Source organism: Clostridium sp. YIM B02555, assembly GCF_022320955.1.
Taxonomy (GTDB): domain Bacteria; phylum Bacillota; class Clostridia; order Clostridiales; family Clostridiaceae; genus Clostridium; species Clostridium saccharoperbutylacetonicum.
The window spans coordinates 34,698-57,472 of record NZ_JAKJJY010000005.1 but is presented as its reverse complement, the minus strand read 5'-3'; the positions used below and the strand labels follow the sequence as shown (position 1 = coordinate 57,472).

The window sequence follows — 22,775 nt, the reverse complement described above, 5'->3', positions numbered from 1 at the left end:
TTTAGAAAATTCATAAACTTGCTTTTATTTTTGTTTAAAATGGAATTTTTGGAGGGTGAAGATATGGGGATTAAAGTTCTAATAGCAGAAGATGATAATGTTTTTAGAGATCTTGTTTGTGATATAGTAAAAAAAGAAGGATATACACCAGTGGAAGCGTGTGATGGTCAAGAAGCAATTGATATTTTTTTCAGTAGAAATGATATTGATTTAGTTATTCTAGATGTAATGATGCCTGTTTATGATGGATGGGAAGTGCTTAAAGAAATAAGAGAACATTCAGATGCACCAGTACTTATGCTTACAGCTTTAGGAGATGAAAAACATGAAGTTTTAGGACTTAAAAATGGAGCAGATGAATATATTGGAAAGCCTTTTGGCTATGAGGTATTTGTTGCTCGTCTAAATAATCAAGCTAAAAAAATAAAGAGGGAAGTTTCAAATGAATTAAATGTTGGCAAAATAAAAATAAATCAAGGAACTCATAAAGTTGTAATAGATGATGTAGATATTAAATTAAATCCAAAAGAATACAATCTTCTTATTTATTTTATTAAGAATATGAACACTGTATTATCAAGAGATCAAATATTAGATAAAATATGGGGATATGATTTTGAGGGAGATGTCAGAACTATAGATACTCATATCAAAACTTTAAGAGCTAAGTTATTGCTCCAAGGAAATTACATAAAAACAGTAAGAGGCAGTGGTTATATGTTTGAGGTGGAAGAGAATGAAGACTATTAAAACAAAACTTTTTTGCATATTCTTAGGGTTAATGATTTCTCTGATTGCAGGTGGAATAATATTAAATTCTTTATTTTTAGAGTCATATTATGTTTATAAAAATAAAGGAATATTAGTGTCGGTAAGCGAAAAAATAAAGGATGAATATATCAGTAGTGCTGGTAGTGAATTTGAATATGCTGATATGGTACAAAATATAGAAAATATAAATACGATAATCACTGATAAGAACTTTAATATAAAATACAATTCAGTTAGGAAAAAAACTTCGGAAGAAGAAAAAAGATTATCAAAGCAAGTACAAAAAGAGATTTTAGCTAATGATAAAAAAAATGCAAAGAAGTATGTATATTATATAGCTGAAAAAGAGAATGCTCAAAATACTCGATTGGTGTTTTTTTCAAGAATAAATGATGATGAGTTTATTATTTTAACAAAGTCTGTTCGAAGTATCCACCAAAGTGTAGTAATTGCAAATGAGTTTTTTATTATTGCAGGAATAATAATTATTTTCATTGGAGCTGTAATCGTACTTATTTTTTCTAATAAGATAACAAAGCCAATTATAGAAATGAGTAATGTAGCGGAAAGTATTTCAAATCTTCAATTCGATAAAGTGATAAAAACTAATTCGGAAGATGAGATTGGTAGATTAGGGAATAGCATAAACAAAATTTCTGATAAATTAAATTGTAGCATTAACGAGTTAAAACGGGATATAAATAGCAAACAAGAACTTATTAGAAATATGTCCCATGAACTTAAAACTCCAATAGGAATAATTAAAGGATATGCAGAAGGATTAAAATATGGAGTGGTTGAAGATAAAGAAAAGATGGCTAAATATTGCACAATTCTAGTTGAAGAATGCGATAGGATGGATAAATTAGTAAAGGAACTTCTGAATTATTCTATGATGGAAGGTGGTATGATTAAATTAAATATTACAGCCTTTAATATTAAAGCGTTGTTATCAAGAATAATTGAGAGATTTACACCTGTATTTGCGGAAAAAAATATTAGTTTAAATTTGGAATGTATAGATGATTTTATTATATCTGCGGATATGGATATGCTTGAAAAAGCTTTAAATAATTATATAACAAATGCTATTGATCATGTAAGTGATAAAAAAGTGATTGATATCAATGTGGAAAATGGCAAAGAAGGGGTTGCGATTAGTGTTGCTAACACTGGTGAGTATATACCTTTAGAAGAAATAAATAAGATATGGGATGTTTGTTATAGAATAGATAAAGCAAGGTCAAGAAAATATGGGGGGCATGGGATTGGATTATCTATAGTTAAATTAATAGCTGAACTTCATGAGGGTGCAGCTAGCGTAGAAAATATTGATGGTGGTGTAAAATTTTCTATAGAAATACCAAGTTAATACAATTATATTTCACATAAATTTCACAAAAGGATTTTATTATGTATTTGTAAACAGTTATTACTGAATTACAAATACATTTTTTTATTGGAAAATAAGTAGGTTAAGGAGAGGATTAATATGAAAAAGAATAAAATTTTAGGAATTGCAATTGCAGCTATAATTGGGATGACAAGTATGGTGCCTGCATTTGCAGATGATTCTGTTGCAGCAACTCAAACAACTACTACAGTGCAAACACAAACAAAACAATTAACACAAGAGGAAATTCTTCAAAGGCTTACACAAAGGGCAGAAAAGTTAGGCGTGGATATAACAGGTTTAACTAATGAACAAGCAAGAGATAAAATAAGACAAGCAGAAGCTGCTAAATTAGGCATAGATATTACCGGCCTAACAAAGGATCAAATAAATGCAAAAATTAAGGAAGTACGTGAAGCTAATGCAGCAGCGCGACTTTCTAAAATAGCGGCAAAGTTAGGCGTGGATATAACAGGTTTAACTAATGAACAAGCAAGAGATAAAGTAATGCAAGCGGAGGCAGCTAAATTAGGAGTTGATATAACTGGTTTATCTAAGGAAGATGCATTAGCTAAAATGAAGCAGGCGCGTGAAGCTAAAGCTGCTGAAAGACTTGCTCAAGAAGCAACAAAATTGGGAGTAGACATAACAGGTCTAACAAATGATCAAGCAAGAGATAAAATAAGACAAGCAGAAGCAACAAAGTTGGGAATAGATACTACAGGATTAACAAGTGATCAAATAAAAGCAAAAATAAAAGAAGTTCGTGGTACAAAAAAAGAAGAAAACACTCAAAAGCTTACTGCAGAAGCAACAAAATTAGGAATTGACACTACTGGACTTACAAATGAACAATTAGCTACTAAAATAATAGAAGCAAGAGCAGCAAAGCTTGGAGTTGATGTTACAGGGCTTAATAACAAAGATGCAAGAGCAAAGCTAAAAGAAGCTAGGGAAGCAGCTAAAGCTAATAAAAGAGTAAAATCAACAAATGGAACAGTATAAAAATCATAAATAAAACATAGGTCATGTGGATGGATTTTCTGCGTGACCTATGTTTTTATTTTTATAGTTACAAATAGCGAAAATGAAAATGTTTTATTGATATTTTACAGTATGATACTATTATTTTCATTTTAATCTGAATAAAATTCAAATAATAAATGGTAGGAGTTCTGAATTGTTATATTAATAACAAATTGAAGTCTAGTTTTGTCGAACATGTATACAAATACAATTATATATTATATTATTTTAATATAAATATTAAATATTTAAAGATGGGAGAAAAGAAAAAATGTCAGAAAGAAATGATAAAAAGATTCTATGGTATACCTTAGCGTTTATGGCGTTTTCAACAGTGTGGGGATTTGGAAACGTTATCAATGGATTTTCAGAGTATAATGGTCTTAAATCGATAGTTTCTTGGATTTTAATTTTTGTTATTTATTTTGTACCATATGCTTTGATGGTAGGAGAATTAGGATCTGCATTTAAAGAATATGGAGGCGGAGTTAGTTCGTGGATTAATGAAACAATAGGGCCTAAAATTGCTTATTACGCAGGATGGACATACTGGGTAGTACATATGCCTTATATTTCACAAAAACCATCAGGTTTTATGATTGCAACAAGCTGGGCTATATTCCAAGATAAGAGAATTAGTAGTATGGACCCTAAATTAATGCAACTAGCATGTTTAGTAATATTTATAATTGGTCTATATATTGCATCAAAGGGATTAAATCCATTAAAAAAATTGGCTGCACTTGCAGGAACATCTATGTTTGTAATGTCAATTTTATTTATTGTTTTAATGATAGCGGCACCTGCAATTACAGATGCACATTTAAATTCTATTGATTGGTCAATAAATACTTTTATGCCAACATTTGATTTGAAGTTTTTTACAAGCTTATCTATTTTAGTTTTTGCAGTTGGTGGTTGTGAAAAGATATCACCTTATGTTAACCAAATGGAAGATCCTGAAAAAGGGTTTTCAAAAGGGATGATTGCACTTGCAATTATGGTTGCTGTATGTGCTATTTTAGGTACTATTTCACTAGGTATGATGTTTGATTCAAACAATGTTCCTAAGGACTTAATGACAAATGGAGCATATTATGCATTCCAAAAGCTGGGAGAATATTATCATCTTGGAAATTTATTTGTAGTTATTTATGCTGTTACAAATATGATTGGACAATTTGCTGTATTAATTATATCAGTAGATGCGCCTTTACGTATGTTACTTGATAGTGGTGATAGAAATTTCATTCCAGAAAAGATGTTTAAGAAGAATAAGTATGGAGCATATATTAATGGTCATAAACTTATTTTAGTTATAGTTTCAATATTAATAATTGTACCAGCTATTGGTATTAAAGATGTTGACGCACTAGTTAAATGGTTAGTTAAGTTAAATGCAGTATGTATGCCTCTTCGTTATTTATGGGTATTTATTGCATATGTTGCACTTAAAAAGGCAGGAGACAAATTTAAATCAGAATATCATTTTATTAAAAATAGAACAATAGGAATGATATTTGGAGCATGGTGTTTTGCTTTCACTGCTTTTGCATGTCTTGGCGGAATGTATTCAACTGATACATTCCAATTATCACTAAATATAATAACACCATTTGTATTGCTTGGTTTAGGCTTAATTATGCCTTATCTTGCTAAAAAAAATAGTTAAAATAGTTGAGTTATGATGAGATGCCTTAGAATGATAAAAAATTCTTAGGCATCTCATTTTTATTTATTATTAAAAATAGTGTATAATCTATATATGTAGAAATTAGGCATAAAAGTAAAATTTGATTGCTAATGTTTTAATTTATGTATTTATATCCAGAAGAAAGAGAGAATATAGATGAATATAACTAATGATTTTAAAAATAGATTTAATAATCCATTTACAGCATTGAAACATAAGAATTTTAGATATTATTGGATAGGTATGTGTGTGTCATTAATAGGTACTTGGATGCAAAATATAGCCCAGCCATGGTTGGCATATACCTTAACTAATTCACCTTTTTTACTAAGTTTAATTGGAATAGTACAATTTACGCCAATGCTAATTTTTTCACTATTTGCAGGAGTTATAATTGATAAATTTTCAAAAAAGAAAATTTTGTTGTTTACTCAAACTGCATCTCTTGTTATTACATTAGTACTAGCAATTTTGGTATGGACAGGGAAAATTCAATATTGGCATATTTTGATTATGGCTACAATGCTTGGAATAGTTAATACAATTGATATGCCTTCGCGTCAATCTATAATTATAGAACTTGTAGGTAAAGAAGATTTAATGAATGCTATTGCTTTAAATTCAATGGTATTTAATCTAGCAAGAATTGTAGGACCAGCTATTGCTGGAATAGTAATGGGATATGCTGGAATAGCAGTTTGCTTTTTTGCAAATTCAATTAGCTTTGCAGCAGTTGTAGTTGGTTTGTTTTTTATAAAAATAAATGTAGTAAAAAGAGGAGAGAATAAGGAAACTAGAATTTTAGCGGAAATTAAAGATGGATTAAAATATATTTATAGAAAAAAGGTTTTGTTACATACAATATTAATTTTAGCCATAGTAGGTACCTTTGTACCAAATTTTAATGTACTTGTTCCTGTTTTTGCAAAGGAGATTTTAAATCAAGGAGAAGCTGGTTTTGGTCTATTAATGTCCTTTATGGGATTTGGGTCATTTTTGGGCGCTATGTGTGTAGCTGCTCTAAGTAAGTCGGGTCCTAAAAAGTTTATAATTTATTTTGTACCATTAATAGTAGCTATGCTATTAATTGCTACTGGTTATACTAATATATATTTATTAACAGGAATTTTTTTAGCTTTAACAGGTTTCTTTTTTATATGTTTCACTTCTAGTGCTAATTCAACTCTGCAGCTTAACTCGAAAAATGAATATCGAGGCAGAGTAATGAGTGTATATACTTTAGTATTTGCAGGATCAACACCTTTTGGTAATCTTTATGCTGGGTTGTTTGCTGAACATTTTAATGCAAGAGTAGGGTTTGCAGCTTGTGGTGGGATTATAATTCTTCTAATGATTCCTTTGCTTTTTGTGAAAAAAATAAGAGGGTTATAATCACAGGTTAGTGTAAAATATATAGTTGATGTAGTAGTATAATAAAATTAAGTGATTTTAGAAAAATGAGATAATTTTTTAGGAGGAAATATGTCGGCGACTAATAAGTTTAATAATATAAATAATTCTTCAAAATCTTTGGGTGAACAGATGTCAGATAGGATTATTCAGTTAATTATAGAGAATAATTGGAGTATTGGTGATAAATTACCTAACGAATATGAACTAGCTGATATGCTTAAGGTAGGAAGAAGTACAGTCAGAGAAGCAATAAAAGCGTTAGTTTCAAGAAACATATTGGAGATTAGAAGAGGTGCTGGAACTTTTGTATCTCAAAAATGCGGAATTGTAGATGATCCATTAGGATTGACGTTTGTAAAAGATAAATTCAAGTTAGCTCTTGACTTGTTAGAAGTTAGATTTATGATTGAACCAGGAATAGCAGCAATAGCAGCAGTGGAAGCAACAGAGGAAGAAATTCAGCAAATGACTATTTTATGTAATGAAATAGAGGCTTTAATTTTAAAGGGAGAGCCATATACTGAAAAGGATATAGAATTTCATACAGCTATAGCTAAAAGTAGCAAAAATTTAGTTATGGAGAATTTGATTCCGATTATAAATAGTTCTATTGCAATATTTATTGATATTACAAGCCAAGAATTGCGTAAAGAGACAATAGAAACACATAGAGAAGTCTTAAATGCAATTACAGAACATGATTCTAATGGGGCTCGTGATGCAATGTTTTTACATTTAGTATATAATCGTAGGAATATAAAAGGTGTTATAAAGAAGAGAATGAATGATTAATTATGTAAAGAGCGAGATATATCTGCTTCATAAAGTAAGCGGATATATTTTTTTTCGAACTTGCAAATACATCAGATGAATATTAAGAAAAAAAGATGAAAAATATAAAAATAAAAAGATTTTAGAGAATATATTGTAAAATACATCTGATGTGTTATGATGGATACATCGGATGTATTTTAATGATATAAAAGTAAAAAGGAGAGACATGTTATGATTAGTCAGGAAATAAGAAAAATTGCTCCAGAAATGGACCCCCTTCGCAGAGGAATGGGATGGACAACTGAAGATTTAGCAAAACCACAAATTATTATAGAAAGTACATTTGGGGATAGTCATCCGGGAAGTGCACATCTTTTAAAATTTGTTGACAAGGCAGCAGATGGAGTTAACCAATCAGGAGGAAAAGCAGCGAGATATTTTGCAACAGATATTTGTGATGGTATGGCACAAGGCCATGATGGGATAAATTATTCTTTAGCATCGAGAGATACAATTGCTTCTTTAATAGAAATTCATGCAAATGCAACACCATTTGATGCAGGAGTATTTATTTCAAGTTGTGATAAGGCTGTTCCATCACACCTTATGTCAATTGGGAGGTTGAATATCCCAGCTATAATAGTTACAGGCGGTGTTATGGAAGCAGGACCTGACTTACTAACTTTAGAACAAATAGGTGCTTATAGTGCTATGTGTCAGCGAGGGGAAATAACAGAAGAAAAATTAACATATTATAAGGAAAATGCATGTCCTTCTTGTGGTGCATGCTCATTCATGGGAACCGCAGCTACAATGCAAGTTATGGCAGAGGCGCTTGGATTGATGCTTCCAGGAAGTGCTTTAATGCCAGCAACTTGTGAAGATTTAGAAGAGGTTGCGTTGAAAGCTGGAATACAAGCTGTAAAACTAGCAAAAATGAATCTTTATCCAAAGGATATCGTAACAATTAAGTCTTTTGAAAATGCAATATTAGTTCATGCTGCTATATCGGGATCTAGCAATTCACTATTACATTTACCAGCTATAGCTCATGAATTTGGATTATATATTGATGAGAAAACTTTTGATTCAATACACAAAAATGCTCATTACTTGCTAGATATACGTCCAGCTGGAAAATGGCCAGCACAATATTTCTATTATGCTGGTGGAGTGCCTGCAATAATGGAAGAGTTAAAACCTTTACTTCATTTAGATGTTATGACTGTAACAGGTAAGACTTTAGGTGAAAATTTAGAGGAATTAAAAACTAATGGATTTTATGAAAAGTGTAACTCTTATTTAGAAAAAGTAGGTTTAAAGAAAGAAGATGTTATACGTCCATTTGATAATCCTATTGGTACAAATGGATCAATTTCTATATTAAAGGGAAATATTGCACCTGAAGGTGCAGTGGTAAAACATACTGCAGTTCCAAAAGAAATGCATACAGCAATATTAAAGGCAAAGCCTTTTGACAGTGAAGAAGAAGCAATCGAAGCTGTATTAAAGAAAGTCATTCGCCCAGGGGATGCAGTTATAATTAGATACGAAGGTCCAAAAGGAAGTGGAATGCCTGAAATGTTTTATACAACAGAGGCTATTTCCTCCGATGAAGAATTAGGGGCAAGCATTGCACTCATAACAGATGGAAGATTTTCTGGAGCTTCTAAAGGACCAGCAATTGGACATGTCTCACCGGAAGCTGCTGTAGGCGGACCGATTGCATTGATAGAAGAAGATGATTTGATTGAAATCAATATTCCTAATAGAGTTTTGCAGGTTATTGGAGTTGATGGAAAAGAGTGTAGTAAAGAAGAAATAGATAAAATTTTTGAACAACGTAAGAAGAATTGGAAGCCTAGGAAGCAGAAATATGAATCTGGTATTTTGAAGATATTCTCAGAACATGCAGTATCTCCGATGAAAGGTGGGTATATGAAGTAAACAAAAGAAATTGGAGATTTCAATTAACAGATCAGTAAGAGTTTTGTTAATTGATGTGTCGAGTTAATATACACTAATTATTCAAAAATGAGTTACATTAAAAAAGTATCTCATAATAATTGCAGAATTATTACGAGATACTTATTTAAGTATTATTAATGAATAAAAAGAAATACTAAATTTACTAGGATTTTTCATTTGTATATTTTCTACTTTGTATAATTTTGTTTTGGTGCTTAAGGCTTATATCTATATTTTTACCGTTTGAAAGTGCTTTAAGATACAAATAATCAATTACAGTAATTTGAGAAATATAAGACGAAAGTTTTTCAATTACTGTTTTAGGATTGATAGGGTGAGTATATATAAAATCATCAACCATTTTAGCAAAAGGTGAATTTGGATTGCTGGATATACCTACTGTAGGCACACTATTGTCTTTTAGTGTATCAACTAATGTAATGGTATCTTTGTTCATACCAGAATTACAAAAAACTATAGCTATATCATCAGAATGTAATTGAGATGCCAACTTTAGTTGCATATGATAGTCAGCATTATAAATACAAAATAATCCAGTATCAATAAATTTATTATAGGAATTTTTTGATAATTCTCCAGATGATCCTAAGCCTAAAAAAGCTATTTTCTTTGAATTCAAGATTTTTGTAACAATATTATCTAATAAATTAGTATCTAATATTGCTGCTGTTTCATGAAGATTTTGAGAATATAAATCTGTAATGTATTTATATATATCGGATATATTATCTGCATCGAGCTTTTTTTTGCTATTGTCAGATGCTTTTGTAACTTCGCTTGCTAATGACACTTTAAAATATTGGTAGCCTTCGTATCCTAATTTCTTTATAAATCGAAATACTGTAGCTTCTGAAATACTAAGCTCTCTAGCAAAATCGTCAATTGTATAATATATAACTTTTGCTGGATTTTTCAAAATAAAATCGGCAATTGTACGCTCTTTTGAACTAAAGGTATTATATCTATCAGTGATTTCTAATAAACAACTGTTTCCCAAGTGATTCAACTCCATTCAAGTAGTTCTTATATACTTTAAAATAAATTAATGAAATATTTATTTCATTATAACATAAAAATACTTGTTATAAAAAACAAAATGAAATTTTTTTTCAGGTATTGAAAAAAAAATTCATGAATGATATAATTTAAATCAAGATAATGAATAATAATTTTACGGCCGAAAATATTCATGTCATTATTGTAAACATTTAATAAAAATTTTGGAGGTACGATTATGAATGGATTTATAAATTTCCTAGAAGAAAAAGCAATGCCGGTTGCAGGTAAGATTGCAGCACAAAGACATATTAGAGCTTTACGTGATGGGTTAGCAATTACAATGCCATTAATTATAATAGGTTCAATATTTATGATTTTAGCTAACTTCCCAATGCCGGGTTATGCAAATTTTGTAAACGGTATCTTTGGGGCTGGTTTTACAACAAAGCTCTTATATCCTATTAGAGTTACATTTGATATTGTAGCAATACTAGCTGTTATCTCGATTTCGTATCAACTTGCAAAAGATAGAGAAGTTGATGGACTATCAGCTGGAACACTATCACTTGCAGCATTTTTAATGCTAACACCAGTACAAACTATTGATGTAGTATTACAAAATGGTGATAAATTGAGTTTGGGAAAAGTTCTGCCGACAGCAAATCTATCAGCAGGTGGATTAATAGTAGCAATTCTTACAGCAATAATCGCTACAGAAATATTTATATTTGTTGTTAAAAAGAATTGGGTAGTAAAAATGCCAGAATCTGTACCACCAGCTGTAGCAAAATCTTTTACAGCTATAACACCAGGTCTTATTATTTTAGTAGTGTTTTTCTTAATACGTTTAGGATTTGAAAGTACATCATACCAAACAGTGTTTGCTTTTATAACTAAATTCGTTGGAGCACCATTAGCTTTAGTTGGATTATCTTTTGGTGGAATGTTTGCAACAGTATCACTTTATAGTTTCTTTTGGACACTTGGAATACATGGGACGCGTGTAGTATTCGGAGTTATGGATTCAATATTACTACCAGCTATGGACCAAAATCGTTCAGCGTTAGAAGCAGGTCACCAATTACCGAATATAGTAACGCTTCAATTTTATGATAACTTCGTTAACAGTTTAGGTGGATGCGGAGCAACATTGGGTTTAATTATATGTATTATATTGATTGGAAAATCAAGACAAGTAAAATCAATAGGTAAATTAGCTCTTGCACCTGCGATATTTAATATTTCAGAACCTATAATATTTGGTATTCCAATAGTTATGAATCCAATAATGATGATTCCATTTATTCTAGCGCCTTTAGCTGTAGGTTCAATAACTTATATTGCAATGGCAACAGGTTTAGTTAGTTATCCAGCAGGAATTGCAGTACCATGGACTGTACCATCATTTTTCTCAGGCTTTTTAGCTACAAACGGCGATTGGAGAGCTATAATTCTTCAAGGTATAAATATACTTGTTTCAGCTATTATTTATTGGCCATTCCTAAAAGCTTATGATCATAATATGGTAAGGCAAGAACAAGAAGATATAGAAGTATCTTAGATAAATATAGAAATCTAATACTAAGAAAGGAAAGGAAAATATAATGGAAAATTTAGAACAACAAGCATTCTCTTTAATAATGCATAGTGGGGACGGAAGAAGTTATGCTTTCGAAGCTATTAGAGCGGCAAAAGAAAAAGAGTTTGAAAGAGCAGAAGAGTTATTGAAAAAATCAAGTAAAGAATTTGAACAAGCACATCATGTACAAACAGAATTATTGACCATGGAGGCAGATGGAAACGCAAAAATAATTTCGCTATTATTAATACATGCTCAAGACCACTTGATGACAGGCATTACAGTAAAACAATTGGCAGAAGAAATTATAGAAATAAGAAAAGATATGACAAATTCAAAATAAAAAGATGAGATGTGTGAAATGGGCATATTTCGCACATCTGATCAAGAATAATTAATAAACATTTTCGGATTATATTATAACATAAAAATTAGTTAAATCAAAAACTTAATAATGAAATAAGCAAAACCTAAAGAAATTAGAACAATATTAAAATTCATAGTATATTTGGAGGCAGGATATGGAGTTGAAAAAAAGTACAATTGAACTACCTAAAAATTTTTTCATTGGAGCATCATCATCCGCATGGCAAACTGAGGGGTGGACAGGTAAAAAGGATGGTCAAGATTCATATATGGATTTGTGGTATAAATCTACACCACATCTTTGGCACAATGGTTATGGACCTACATTAGCAACGGATTTTTATAGAAGATATAAAGAAGATGCTAAACTTATGAGTGAAGTGGGATTACAAAAATATAGAACTTCTATTGATTGGTCTAGATTTATAAAAGATTATGAAACTGCAGAAGTTGACGAAGAAGCACTTGAATATTATAACAATATGATAGATGAGGTTATTAAAAATGGTGTTGAACCAATGATATGTCTTGAGCATTATGAATTACCAGCTGTATTATTTGAAGAATATGGGGGATGGGGCTCTAAGCATGTAGTGAATTTATTTGTAGAATATGCTAAGAAAGCTTTTGAAGCTTTTGGTCATAAAGTTAAGTATTGGTTCACTTTTAATGAACCAATAGTGGTGCAAACTAGAGTGTATTTAGATGCGATTAGATGGCCATTTGAACAAAATACAAGAACTTGGATGCAGTGGAATTATAATAAAATTCTTGCAACAGCAAAAGTAGTGGAAGCCTTTAAGTTAGGTGAAATTGGAAAGGATATTGGAGGGAAAATTGGTGTTATTTTAAACCCAGAAGTGACTTATGCAAGATCATCAGCGCCTCATGATATGAAAGCAGCTGAAATGTATGATCTTTTCTTTAATAGACTTTATCTTGATCCAAGTGTAAAAGGAGAAATTCCAGCAGAATTATTTGAAATTCTAAAAAAACATGATTGTTTATTTGAATATAATGATGAAGAATTAGCTGTTATTAAAAATAACACTGTTGATTTATTGGGGTTAAACTTATATTTTCCGCATAGAGTAAAAGCTAGGACAAATGGGTGGAATCCAGAGGCGCCATTTCATCCGTCATATTATTATGATATGTTTGATTTGCCTGGTAAAAAAATGAATCCTCATAGAGGTTGGGAAATATATCCTAAAATAATGTATGATATGGCAATGAGAATTAAAAATGAATATGGAAATATTGAATGGTTCATTGCTGAAAATGGAATGGGAGTGGAAGGCGAAGCAAAGTATAAAAATGAAGAAGGTATAATTCAAGATGATTACAGAATAGAATTTATATCTGATCATTTAGTTTGGCTTTTAAAAGCTGTTGAAGAAGGATGCAATTGTATTGGGTATATGTTGTGGGCATTTACTGATAATGTGTCACCACAAAATGCATTTAAGAATAGATATGGGCTAATTGAAATTAATTTAGAAGAGAATAGAAATAGAATTATTAAAAAATCAGGTCGTTGGTTTAAAAAGATATCTACTGATAGATGTTTTGAAGCTAAAAATACAGAAACAGTTTATAAGTAAAAATATTTAGTGCGTAAAATTAAAGTGAAAGATATAAAAAAATATTATGAGGTGATTTTAATGAAAATTTTATTAGTTTGTTCGGCAGGAATGTCTACAAGTTTATTAGTTACAAAGATGGAGAAAGCAGCGAAAGAAGAAGGAATTGAAGCGACAATTTGGGCAGTATCCACTGATGCAGCTGATTCAAATATGGCAAAGGCAGATGTTGTATTAATAGGGCCGCAAATTCGTTTTCAGCTTCCTGAAATGAAGAAAAAAGGTGAGAAATATAATATTCCTGTAGAAGCAATTCCGTCTATAGATTATGGTATGTGTAATGGTCCAAAAGTTTTGAGTTTTGCAATGAGTCTAATAAATAATAAATAATAAATAATAAATGCAATAATCTTATTTTAAACCGTGGTTAAAGTATTTTTCCACGGTTTAATTAATGTAAATATAATTTTTTTGTGCTGAAGAAATGGAAAAAAACTTAACATGTGTTATAATAAAATACAACAAATTTATAAGGTGGATGCGAAAAAAATAATATTATCAAAAAAGTATCCGTGAAGAGGAGAGATTACAATGGAAACGATAAATAATATGTTAGATAAAGCTCCAGTTCATTTGACAACTAATACAATAATTTTAGCAGCAGTAACTATTATAGCTGTTTATGTTGTAATAAAGGCTATTAGTGGAATTATAAAAACTGTTGCAATAATAGGAGTATGCTATTTTGTGCTAATGTCGTTACAAAGTACAAATTTAGTTAATATACCTGGAGTGAAGGAAAGTTACACAGCAATTGAAAAAATAATTCCTTCAAAGGAAGTGTGGACTCAAGCGGTAGATAAGGCTGAAAAAATTAATAAGGTAGTTAATGATTTGAATTAATTTTTCTTAGCAAGAAGTTTAGGTATACATAATAATAAATTTTTTGATTTAAAATAAAGCATATGAAAGAAAACTTTAGGATAAAGATATATAATAAATTATATATTATCTTATTGTATTCTTGAGTATGCTTTAATATTAAATAAAATTAGAATAAGGGGTGGAGAAATGAAAACTTCAATTCATAGAATAGCAATTCCTTCGATACTTGAAGTTGGAAAAGGAAATATCAATAATGTAGGAACTTTGATTAAAAAAGCAATGTTTCAAAAAGTGTCGATTTATTTTGGGGAAGGTATAGAAGAATTGTTTGGAGATGCTATACGTGATTCATTAAAAGAGGTTGATATAGAAATTTCTAATGTGGAAATAATATCAGATATAAAATTCGAGGCAATAAGTACAAAAGCATTTGAAATATCAAATGATGTTGAAGCATTGATTGGGGTTGGTGGAGGAAAAGTTATTGATGGGGTTAAGTATATGAGTTTTTTGAAAAAACTACCTTTTATTAGTATACCAACTTCAACCTCTAATGATGGATTTTCGAGTGCAGGAGCTTCGTTATTGGTAAATGATAGACGTATGTCGGTTCCAGCTAAAACACCTTATGGAATTATTGTAGACATCGATGTAATTAAAGGAGCTCCAGAAAAATTTATATTTTCTGGAATTGGTGATTTAGTTTCAAATATTACTGCTTTATATGATTGGAAATTTGAAGAGGAGAATGGAAAGGCTATTGTTGATGATTTTGCAACTATGATTTCTAAGAAAGCAGTAAATAGTTTTGTGCGAACTGAATTTAAGACTATTAAAGATGATTTGTTTTTAAAAGAGTTAGTGGATTCGTTAACTTTAAATGGAATTTCTATGGAGATAGCAGGAAATAGCTCACCTGCTTCTGGTTCAGAACATTTAATTTCTCATGCTTTAGATAAGTTCGTAGAAGTACCGCAGCTTCATGGGATACAAGTTGGTATAGCAACTTACATTATGGCAAAGGTTCAAAATCATAGATTTGAGAGGATAAGTAAAGTGTTAAAGGAAACAGGTTTTTTTGAATATGTTAAATCTTTAAAAATGAAAAAGGAAGATTTTAAGAGGGCAATAGATGATGCGCCTTCAATAAAATCAAGCAGATACACATATATTCACGTTGAAGAAAATCGAATTCTTGCTAAAAGAATAGTAGATGAAGATGAAATATTAAAACATGTATTAATTTAGATATGAAATAGCATTAGTATGAGCGGAATTGAAGGCCTTTATTAAGAAATCAAATATATTTTTTCTTGTGATGTAGGAAGAATATATTTGATTTCTAATTATTTGCAATAGCTTAGATTTACTAATTATTCATTAGTTACTTTTGTTACAGTAACTCCTTTTTCTTTGAATTTTTCAATATCCTCATCGCTTATATTTGAATCTGTAATAAGATGAGAAATTTCGTTTATTTCGCCACTTGAAAAATTATGGTGCTTACCAATTTTGCTGCTATCAGCTAAAACATAAATTGGTCCGCCACAACGGTTAATCATTTCGTGATTAACAAGTGTTTCTTGAAGAACTGATGTACTAATGCCTAAATCACAATCTATTCCGCTAACCCCTAAGAAACATTTGTTAGCAGTAATTTTTGAAAGAATGTAAGTTGCAAATTCCCCAATTAGTGATTGTTTTCTTTCATAAACCTGTCCTCCAGTTAAAACAAGATCTATGTTAGGGCCAATAGTAGAATGTAGTGCTTTACCATTGTTTGTAACGACATAAACACGTTTATCGCCTAAATACTCTAATATTAATAGTGCAGTTGAACTAGAATTAATAAATATTGTGTCCCCATCATTTATCAAACTAGCAGCATATTTTGCTAGAGCATGTTTGTTATCAAGTAATGTTGAATTGTTTTCATTTTCATTAGAACTTGGATTTTCATATTTATCACTTGAAGATGCTAATTTTGCACCACCATAATGTCTTACTACCAAGCCTTCTTCATCTAATGCTTGCAAATCTCTTCTTAAAGTTAGAGGAGATATATTTAGCTTTTCGGCTAATTCATTGTTGCTAATAGTTTCGTTTGAATTTAAATATTCTAAAATTCTTGCTCGTCTTTTAGATACGATACCTTGAGTCTTTTTCATTTAAGTTGCTCCTCCTTTAATATAATTGATAAGTTTTATGAATATATCGAATAAATAAAATATAGATAATTTACTTCCTGTAAAGTGCGTATACACTATCCACTTAATGATTATGTTGATTATCTATAGTATGTTTTTGTATAGACTAAATTAACAATAATTAGAGTGTATCCAATATCAGTATAATATAAATGTTCAAAAAGTTCAATAAAAATGATCAAAAAATAAAAAAATAAAAAAACGTTCAAAAAATACTTGAACTTTTTGAATTGTTGGTGTATTATGAAAACATAAACAAGACAGAAAGTTCAAAATAAATAATTCAAAACGTTCAAAAAGATAAAATAAGAAAATAAAAGATCATTAATTATAATAAAGGGGAGATTTAAAGTGTCAAAAGTAAATGAAATTACAAGAGAGTCTTGGATATTAAACACATTTCCAGAATGGGGAACATGGCTTAATGAAGAAATAGAACAAGAAGAAGTGAAACCAGGAACCTTTGCAATGTGGTGGTTGGGATGTACAGGAATATGGCTTAAATCTGAAGGAAATGCAAATATATGTGTAGACTTATGGGTTAATTCAGGAAAGAAAACAAAAGCAAATCCATTAATGGCTAAACAGCATCAACATCAAAGGATGATAGGATGCGTAGCAATGCAACCAAATTTAAGAAATTCAGTTTGTGTTATTGATCCTTTTAAAATAAAAGAAGTTGATGCAATTTTAGCTACACATGATCATAGTGATCATATTGATGCAAATGTAGCAGCAGCTGTAATTCAAAATTGTTCAAAGGATGTTAAATTCATAGGACCACAAGCTTGTGTAGATATTTGGTTAGGCTGGGGAGTTCCAGAAGACCAATGTATAGTTGTAAAACCTGGTGATGTGGTAAAAGTAAAAGATACAGAAATTGTTGCACTTGATTCTTTTGATCGTACTGAACTTGTTACAGCGCCAAAAGGTACAATATTAAAAGATAAAATGCCAAGGGATATGGATAAGTTAGCTGTAAATTATCTTTTCAAAACTCCAGGTGGAAGCCTTTATCATAGTGGTGATTCACATTATTCTAATTACTATGCAAAACATGGTAACGATCATAAAATAGATGTTGCTTTAGGATCATTTGGTGAAAATCCAAGGGGGATGACAGATAAAATGACCTCTATTGATATCTTAAGAATGGCTGAATGTTTAAATACTAAAGTTGTCATTCCATTCCATCATGATATCTGGACAAACTTTATGGCTGATACACAAGAAATTATAACTTTATGGAATATGAGAAAATATAGATTACAATATAAATTTAAACCATTTATTTGGGAAGTCGGTGGCAAATTCGTTTATCCAAACGATAAGGATGTAATGCAATATCATCACGATAGAGGCTTCCACGATGCATTTGAAATAGAACCAGACCTACCATTTAAATCAATGTTATAGTAAAATTCATAGAGGGTTATGAATTAGCCCTCTATCCAAATAATAAGGAGGAAAGAGATGTTAAAAGAATTAATTGATAAGGGAAGAATTTCATTCCATGATGGATTTGATAATTGGGAAGACGCAATTAAGGCTTCTTGTAAACCTTTAATAAACGATGGGGCAATAGAAGAGGCATATGCTGATGCAATAATAGAAAATGTTAAGAAATATGGACCATACATAGTTATAGCTCCAAATATCTGTATACCACATGCACAAGAAGGTGTAGTTGGAGTTAATGAAACAGCAATGTGTTTTATGAGAACTAAAAATCCTGTTCATTTTAGTGATGATCCTGAACAAGATGCAAGATTATTCTTTGTTTTGGCATCTACTGATAATGAAGTACATCTACAAAACTTATCAAATATGGTTGGCTTAATAGAAGACGAAGCTGTAGTTGATAAATTATTAGAAGCAGAATGTAAGGAAGATTTAGATGCAATAGTTGAAATGTTACAAGCTAATGCAGTATAAAATAAAGGCTACGAAAGATAATCGAAAGAGAAAATTAATGAAAGTAAAATAAATTTAAATAATGGAGGAATTAAAATGGAAATATTATTGGGCATATGGAAATTTTTTCAGGTAAATATTTTAACAAACCCTGCGTTTTTTATTGGTTTTATAGTACTTATAGGTTATTTGTTATTAAAACGTCCAATTTACGAGGCAATTGCAGGATTTATAAAAGCAACTGTTGGTTATTTAATTTTAAATGTAGCATCTGGTGGATTAGTTAGTAACTTCCGTCCAATACTAGCTGGATTAAAAGATCGTTTTAATTTAACAGCAGCAGTTATTGATCCTTATTTTGGTCAAACAGCAGCACAAAAGGCAATTGAAAATATTGGCAGATCATTTTCTCTTATGATGATAGTATTATTAATAGCATTTATATTTAATATAATATTGGTATTATTTAGAAAAGTTACAAAAGTAAGAACAGTGTTTATTACAGGACATATAATGGTTCAACAATCGTCAACAGCATTATGGTTAGTATTATTCTGTTTCCCTAATATAATTGATACACAAGCAGTAATTATGCTTGGACTATTACTTGGAGCTTATTGGGCAGTATCAGCAAACCTTACAGTTGAAGCAACTCAAGAATTAACTGAAGGTGGTGGATTTGCAGTTGGTCATCAACAAATGTTTGGTATATGGCTTACAGATAAGATTGCAGGAAAAATTGGTAATAAAGAAAAATCAATAGAACATCTTCAATTACCTGGATTTTTACAAATATTCAATGATAATGTAGTTGCAACTGGTGTTTTAATGATGTTATTCTTTGGAACAATTATGGGGATATTAGGATCAGATTTGTTACATCAAATAGACAAGACAGGTTTTGCAGCAGATAGAAACTTCTTCTTCTACATAATGGAAAAATCATTAAGTTTTGCGGTTTACTTAAGTATATTACAACTTGGAGTTAAGATGTTCGTTGGAGAACTTACAGAATCATTTCAAGGTATTTCAAATAAAATTTTACCAGGTTCAATGCCAGCAGTTGACTGTGCAGCAACATATGGATTTGGTCATGCTAATGCAGTAACAATTGGATTCTTATTTGGTGCATTAGGACAATTTATATCAATTCTTGGTTTAATAGTATTCCATAGCCCAGTATTAATAATCACAGGATTCGTTCCAGTATTCTTTGATAATGCAACATTTGCAGTATTTGCAAATAGAAAAGGTGGATTAAAAGCAGCTTGCATAATTCCATTAGTATCAGGAATAATTCAAGTATTAGGTGGAGCATTTGCAGCTTATTATTTTGGGTTATCACAATTCGGAGGATGGCATGGAAACTTCGACTGGGATACAGTATGGCCAGTAATTGGATTCTTAATGAAGAACTTCACATATGTAGGTTTTGGAATAGCAGTTATAGCATTACTTGCAATACCACAATTCCAATATCTTAAAAATAAAAAAGGTTATTTCAAAATAGCAGAAGATTACGAAGAATATCTTAATGAAATTGAGAAAGCATAAACAATATATAGTAACGTAAAGTAAGTTCGATATTTAATGTAATGAAATAAAAAATAAAATGAAGAAGGGTGTGTATAAATTATGTTAAAAGTAATAGCAGCGTGCGGAAGTGGAATGGGATCAAGTCAAATTATAAAGATGAAAATAAACAAAGTGTTTAAAAAATTGGGAATAGAAGTGTCAGTACAACATAACAGTGTTGGGGAAGCAAAAAGCCAAGCATCAAGTTTTGATGTAGTATTTTGTTCAGAAGTGTTAAAATCAAACTTTAAAAGAGCAGAAGATTCAGGAACTATAATAATAGGCTTGAAAAATATATTATCAGAACAAGAAATGGAAGAAAAAGTTCTAGAGCAAATAGTTAATAAAAAGTAAAGTATATATCACTATAATATTCCTTCAAATAGCTAAAAAAAATGATAAAGTATTATAGATATCCAAAGCAAGAATTAGACATATGGGTAACTTACCGAAATTAAACACATATTTATTACAGCGGACTAATGAAATTTTCGCTGGATGGGTTCTAAGTGGAAGGATGCACTCATTTCTGCATGTTCTTAAAGTAAATTTATGACAAGCAGAAAGTGGAACAACCTTCCACTAATAACCAGCACAGCTTAATTTCATATGCCGCTTGCACAAATATGTATCTAATTTCTAGTGTAGTGTTACGATAATAATTTCTTAATGATGCATGTATATTATATTTATAAGTTTGATTATTAAATTGGATACCTAGAAATTTAACTAGGTTAATTCGAAATTGAGGTGAATTAAACATGAAAATTATTAAAAAACACTTAGATGAAATGTATAGGGCATATTCGGCAAGTTCAATGGAAGTTAATGGTGAATTGAATTTATTTGTAGCTTCTGAAGAGAAAGGATATCCTTGTTATGCATATAGTGGTAAGGATTTTAAGCACCGTCAAACAGTATGGGACAACGGTGGAGGATGCATGTCAATAATTCCTATTCCTAACCGTAAAAATGAATTCTTAGCAGTTCGCGATTTTTATTTAAAAGAAAGTCCAAGTGGTTCTAGATTAGTTTGGGGACATTTAGTTGAGGGTGAATGGGTTATTGAAACTGTTAATAAATTACCATATTTGCACCGTTTTGATGTATGGGATGTTGATGGTGAAATATATGTAGTTGCTGCAACAATAGCAGATCTAAAAGCAGCTAAAGATGACTGGAGTCATTCAGGTACAATTTATTATGGTAAATTGCCAGAGAATCCAACTGATGGAATTGAACTTAAAGTTCTAAAAAATGGTTTGTTTAGAAATCATGGATATATACGTCATATAGTTGATGAAAAGATACACGGAACTTTTGGATGTGATCAAGGAGTATTTGAAGTAATCCCAAGTAAAACTGGAGAGTGGGAAGTTAATCATTTAATGGAAGGTCAAATTAGTGAAGTTGCTTGGTGTGATTTAGATGGTGATGGCAAGGATGAACTAATGACTATTGAACCATTCCATGGAAATTCGATGAAAATATACAAATTAATTGATGGTAAATATACTGAAATTTATACATATCCACATGAAATAGATTTTGCGCATACCTTAGTAGGAACAACTCTTTGCGGTGTACCAAGCTTTGTTGGTGGTGTAAGACGTGTAGAAGCTGAATTGTTTTATATTCAATGGGTTGATGGAAAATGTCAAGAAACAATTATAGAAAAAGGTGCAGGACCTGCTAATGTAGCAGTTATTAATTTAAAGGACTGCGATTTGATTGTTTCAGCTAACCATACAAAGAATGAAGCAGCTGTTTATACAGTAATAAAAGAGTAATTATAGATATTAAATTTACGAGCATGGTTATCAAGTGAATTCCATGCTTAATCTTTAATGAAAAATTTAAATCAGAGTAAAGCAGTATGAATTTTGGAAGCGGGAGGAAATTAAATGTTAGAAGAATTAAAGAAAAAAGTTTATGAAGCTAATATGCTTTTACCTAAATACAAACTTGTGACTTTTACTTGGGGAAACGTGTCAGCTATAGATAGAGAAACAGGGCTTTTTGTAATTAAACCATCTGGAGTAGATTATGAGATGATGAAACCAGAAGATATGGTTGTAGTTGATATGGATGGAAAAGTTGTTGAAGGAAAATATAAACCTTCATCAGATACACCAACTCATTTAAAATTGTACAAGGATTTTAAGGATATTGGGGGAATTGTACATACTCATTCAAGATATGCAACTATATTTGCACAAGCCGGGAAAGGAATAATTCCATATGGCACAACACAAGCGGATTATTTCTATAATGAAATTCCTTGTACAAGAAATATGACTAGTGAAGAGATAAGTAATGAATATGAATACAATACAGGTGGTGTTATAGTAGAAACCTTTAGCAAGTTAAATCCAGTTCATGTACCAGCAGTTTTAGTTAAGAATCATGGACCTTTTTCATGGGGGAAAGATGCATTAGATGCTGTTCATAATGCAGTAGTACTTGAAGAAGTTGCAATGATGGCATTAAATACTGAACTTTTAAGCAATCATAATGCAAATAGAATGCCACAAGATTTAATAGAAAAACATTTTATGAGAAAGCATGGACCAAATGCTTATTACGGACAAGGTTAGAAAGAGGTGAG

At 30.6% G+C, this 22,775-nt stretch carries 21 protein-coding genes; 19 read left to right on the top strand and 2 right to left on the bottom strand.

The window, feature by feature from the left end:
- Positions 1-63 precede the first annotated feature (63 nt).
- The 7 genes from L3B98_RS09495 to ilvD all read left to right on the top strand — a co-directional run bounded on the left by L3B98_RS09495 (position 64) and on the right by ilvD (position 9,017).
- Entirely contained in the window at positions 64-750 is a 687-nt protein-coding gene (locus tag L3B98_RS09495) for a response regulator transcription factor (RefSeq protein WP_015394433.1), read from the top strand.
- Positions 737-2,143 carry a HAMP domain-containing sensor histidine kinase gene (locus L3B98_RS09490; RefSeq protein WP_238916439.1) on the top strand — a complete coding sequence of 469 codons (1,407 nt, stop codon included), beginning with the start codon at positions 737-739 and terminating at the stop codon, positions 2,141-2,143. Before L3B98_RS09495 ends, L3B98_RS09490 begins: the two co-directional genes overlap by 14 nt.
- Before the next feature lie 120 nt (positions 2,144-2,263).
- Positions 2,264-3,169, top strand: coding sequence for a hypothetical protein (locus tag L3B98_RS09485; protein ID WP_238916438.1), 906 nt, complete (start codon positions 2,264-2,266; stop codon positions 3,167-3,169).
- 292 nt (positions 3,170-3,461) lie between these two features.
- Positions 3,462-4,862, top strand: coding sequence for an amino acid permease (locus L3B98_RS09480; RefSeq protein WP_015394430.1), 1,401 nt, complete (start codon positions 3,462-3,464; stop codon positions 4,860-4,862).
- 177 nt (positions 4,863-5,039) lie between these two features.
- Positions 5,040-6,275 carry an MFS transporter gene (locus L3B98_RS09475; protein WP_015394429.1) on the top strand — a complete coding sequence of 412 codons (1,236 nt, stop codon included), beginning with the start codon at positions 5,040-5,042 and terminating at the stop codon, positions 6,273-6,275.
- A 90-nt stretch (positions 6,276-6,365) separates the two neighbouring features.
- On the top strand, positions 6,366-7,088 hold the full coding sequence (locus tag L3B98_RS09470) for a FadR/GntR family transcriptional regulator (protein ID WP_077365327.1): 723 nt from the start codon (positions 6,366-6,368) through the stop codon (positions 7,086-7,088).
- A 213-nt stretch (positions 7,089-7,301) separates the two neighbouring features.
- Positions 7,302-9,017 (top strand): dihydroxy-acid dehydratase, encoded by a 1,716-nt coding sequence (gene ilvD, locus L3B98_RS09465; protein WP_015394427.1) that lies wholly within the window; start codon positions 7,302-7,304, stop codon positions 9,015-9,017.
- A 184-nt stretch (positions 9,018-9,201) separates the two neighbouring features.
- On the opposite strand, the gene L3B98_RS09460 is transcribed toward ilvD, so the two are convergent.
- Positions 9,202-10,056 (bottom strand): MurR/RpiR family transcriptional regulator, encoded by an 855-nt coding sequence (locus L3B98_RS09460; protein ID WP_015394426.1) that lies wholly within the window; start codon positions 10,054-10,056, stop codon positions 9,202-9,204.
- Between the two features lie 237 nt (positions 10,057-10,293).
- Here L3B98_RS09460 and celB point away from each other — a divergent pair, with 237 nt between their 5' ends.
- The 6 genes from celB (at position 10,294) to L3B98_RS09430 (ending at position 15,719) form a co-directional block, all read left to right on the top strand.
- The gene (gene celB / locus L3B98_RS09455) at positions 10,294-11,619 is read left to right on the top strand and encodes a PTS cellobiose transporter subunit IIC (protein WP_077365325.1); all 1,326 of its coding nucleotides are present in this window, start codon (positions 10,294-10,296) and stop codon (positions 11,617-11,619) included.
- A gap of 43 nt (positions 11,620-11,662) precedes the next feature.
- Entirely contained in the window at positions 11,663-11,980 is a 318-nt protein-coding gene (locus L3B98_RS09450; RefSeq protein ID WP_015394423.1) for a PTS lactose/cellobiose transporter subunit IIA, read from the top strand.
- A gap of 178 nt (positions 11,981-12,158) precedes the next feature.
- Positions 12,159-13,607, top strand: a complete 1,449-nt coding sequence (locus tag L3B98_RS09445; RefSeq protein ID WP_077365323.1) for a glycoside hydrolase family 1 protein — start codon at positions 12,159-12,161, stop codon at positions 13,605-13,607.
- A gap of 60 nt (positions 13,608-13,667) precedes the next feature.
- Positions 13,668-13,976 carry a PTS sugar transporter subunit IIB gene (locus L3B98_RS09440; protein WP_077365321.1) on the top strand — a complete coding sequence of 103 codons (309 nt, stop codon included), beginning with the start codon at positions 13,668-13,670 and terminating at the stop codon, positions 13,974-13,976.
- A 201-nt stretch (positions 13,977-14,177) separates the two neighbouring features.
- Positions 14,178-14,489, top strand: a complete 312-nt coding sequence (locus tag L3B98_RS09435; RefSeq protein ID WP_015394420.1) for a hypothetical protein — start codon at positions 14,178-14,180, stop codon at positions 14,487-14,489.
- Positions 14,490-14,657: 168 nt separating this feature from the next.
- A complete protein-coding gene (locus L3B98_RS09430) occupies positions 14,658-15,719 on the top strand; it encodes an iron-containing alcohol dehydrogenase family protein (protein WP_077365319.1) in 1,062 nt (353 codons plus the stop codon).
- A 125-nt stretch (positions 15,720-15,844) separates the two neighbouring features.
- Here L3B98_RS09430 and L3B98_RS09425 read toward each other — a convergent pair whose 3' ends face one another.
- Positions 15,845-16,639, bottom strand: a complete 795-nt coding sequence (locus tag L3B98_RS09425; RefSeq protein ID WP_077365317.1) for a DeoR/GlpR family DNA-binding transcription regulator — start codon at positions 16,637-16,639, stop codon at positions 15,845-15,847.
- Positions 16,640-17,029: 390 nt separating this feature from the next.
- Between L3B98_RS09425 and ulaG the strand changes: the two genes are divergently transcribed.
- From ulaG to araD, 6 genes are all read left to right on the top strand, one after another.
- Complete coding sequence (gene ulaG / locus L3B98_RS09420) at positions 17,030-18,094, top strand: L-ascorbate 6-phosphate lactonase (RefSeq protein WP_015394417.1); 1,065 nt, start codon at positions 17,030-17,032, stop codon at positions 18,092-18,094.
- A gap of 57 nt (positions 18,095-18,151) precedes the next feature.
- On the top strand, positions 18,152-18,613 hold the full coding sequence (locus tag L3B98_RS09415) for a PTS sugar transporter subunit IIA (RefSeq protein WP_077365315.1): 462 nt from the start codon (positions 18,152-18,154) through the stop codon (positions 18,611-18,613).
- A gap of 75 nt (positions 18,614-18,688) precedes the next feature.
- The gene (locus tag L3B98_RS09410) at positions 18,689-20,146 is read left to right on the top strand and encodes a PTS ascorbate transporter subunit IIC (RefSeq protein WP_015394415.1); all 1,458 of its coding nucleotides are present in this window, start codon (positions 18,689-18,691) and stop codon (positions 20,144-20,146) included.
- An 81-nt stretch (positions 20,147-20,227) separates the two neighbouring features.
- Positions 20,228-20,521, top strand: a complete 294-nt coding sequence (locus tag L3B98_RS09405) for a PTS sugar transporter subunit IIB (RefSeq protein WP_015394414.1) — start codon at positions 20,228-20,230, stop codon at positions 20,519-20,521.
- Between the two features lie 407 nt (positions 20,522-20,928).
- Positions 20,929-21,957, top strand: coding sequence for a hypothetical protein (locus L3B98_RS09400; RefSeq protein ID WP_077365313.1), 1,029 nt, complete (start codon positions 20,929-20,931; stop codon positions 21,955-21,957).
- Between the two features lie 114 nt (positions 21,958-22,071).
- Positions 22,072-22,764 (top strand): L-ribulose-5-phosphate 4-epimerase, encoded by a 693-nt coding sequence (gene araD / locus L3B98_RS09395; protein ID WP_015394412.1) that lies wholly within the window; start codon positions 22,072-22,074, stop codon positions 22,762-22,764.
- The last annotated feature ends 11 nt before the right edge of the window (positions 22,765-22,775 follow it).

Coding starts and splice junctions, on each gene's coding strand:
- L3B98_RS09490 (WP_238916439.1), top strand. CDS start 737: ATGAAGACTATTAAAACAAAACTTTTTTGCATATTCTTAGGGTTAATG.
- L3B98_RS09485 (WP_238916438.1), top strand. CDS start 2,264: ATGAAAAAGAATAAAATTTTAGGAATTGCAATTGCAGCTATAATTGGG.
- L3B98_RS09445 (WP_077365323.1), top strand. CDS start 12,159: ATGGAGTTGAAAAAAAGTACAATTGAACTACCTAAAAATTTTTTCATT.
- L3B98_RS09495 (WP_015394433.1), top strand. CDS start 64: ATGGGGATTAAAGTTCTAATAGCAGAAGATGATAATGTTTTTAGAGAT.
- L3B98_RS09440 (WP_077365321.1), top strand. CDS start 13,668: ATGAAAATTTTATTAGTTTGTTCGGCAGGAATGTCTACAAGTTTATTA.
- L3B98_RS09425 (WP_077365317.1), bottom strand. CDS start 16,639: ATGAAAAAGACTCAAGGTATCGTATCTAAAAGACGAGCAAGAATTTTA.
- araD (WP_015394412.1), top strand. CDS start 22,072: ATGTTAGAAGAATTAAAGAAAAAAGTTTATGAAGCTAATATGCTTTTA.
- celB (WP_077365325.1), top strand. CDS start 10,294: ATGAATGGATTTATAAATTTCCTAGAAGAAAAAGCAATGCCGGTTGCA.
- L3B98_RS09410 (WP_015394415.1), top strand. CDS start 18,689: ATGGAAATATTATTGGGCATATGGAAATTTTTTCAGGTAAATATTTTA.
- L3B98_RS09400 (WP_077365313.1), top strand. CDS start 20,929: ATGAAAATTATTAAAAAACACTTAGATGAAATGTATAGGGCATATTCG.
- L3B98_RS09415 (WP_077365315.1), top strand. CDS start 18,152: ATGTTAAAAGAATTAATTGATAAGGGAAGAATTTCATTCCATGATGGA.
- L3B98_RS09430 (WP_077365319.1), top strand. CDS start 14,658: ATGAAAACTTCAATTCATAGAATAGCAATTCCTTCGATACTTGAAGTT.
- ilvD (WP_015394427.1), top strand. CDS start 7,302: ATGATTAGTCAGGAAATAAGAAAAATTGCTCCAGAAATGGACCCCCTT.
- L3B98_RS09480 (WP_015394430.1), top strand. CDS start 3,462: ATGTCAGAAAGAAATGATAAAAAGATTCTATGGTATACCTTAGCGTTT.
- L3B98_RS09450 (WP_015394423.1), top strand. CDS start 11,663: ATGGAAAATTTAGAACAACAAGCATTCTCTTTAATAATGCATAGTGGG.
- L3B98_RS09405 (WP_015394414.1), top strand. CDS start 20,228: ATGTTAAAAGTAATAGCAGCGTGCGGAAGTGGAATGGGATCAAGTCAA.
- L3B98_RS09475 (WP_015394429.1), top strand. CDS start 5,040: ATGAATATAACTAATGATTTTAAAAATAGATTTAATAATCCATTTACA.
- L3B98_RS09470 (WP_077365327.1), top strand. CDS start 6,366: ATGTCGGCGACTAATAAGTTTAATAATATAAATAATTCTTCAAAATCT.
- L3B98_RS09435 (WP_015394420.1), top strand. CDS start 14,178: ATGGAAACGATAAATAATATGTTAGATAAAGCTCCAGTTCATTTGACA.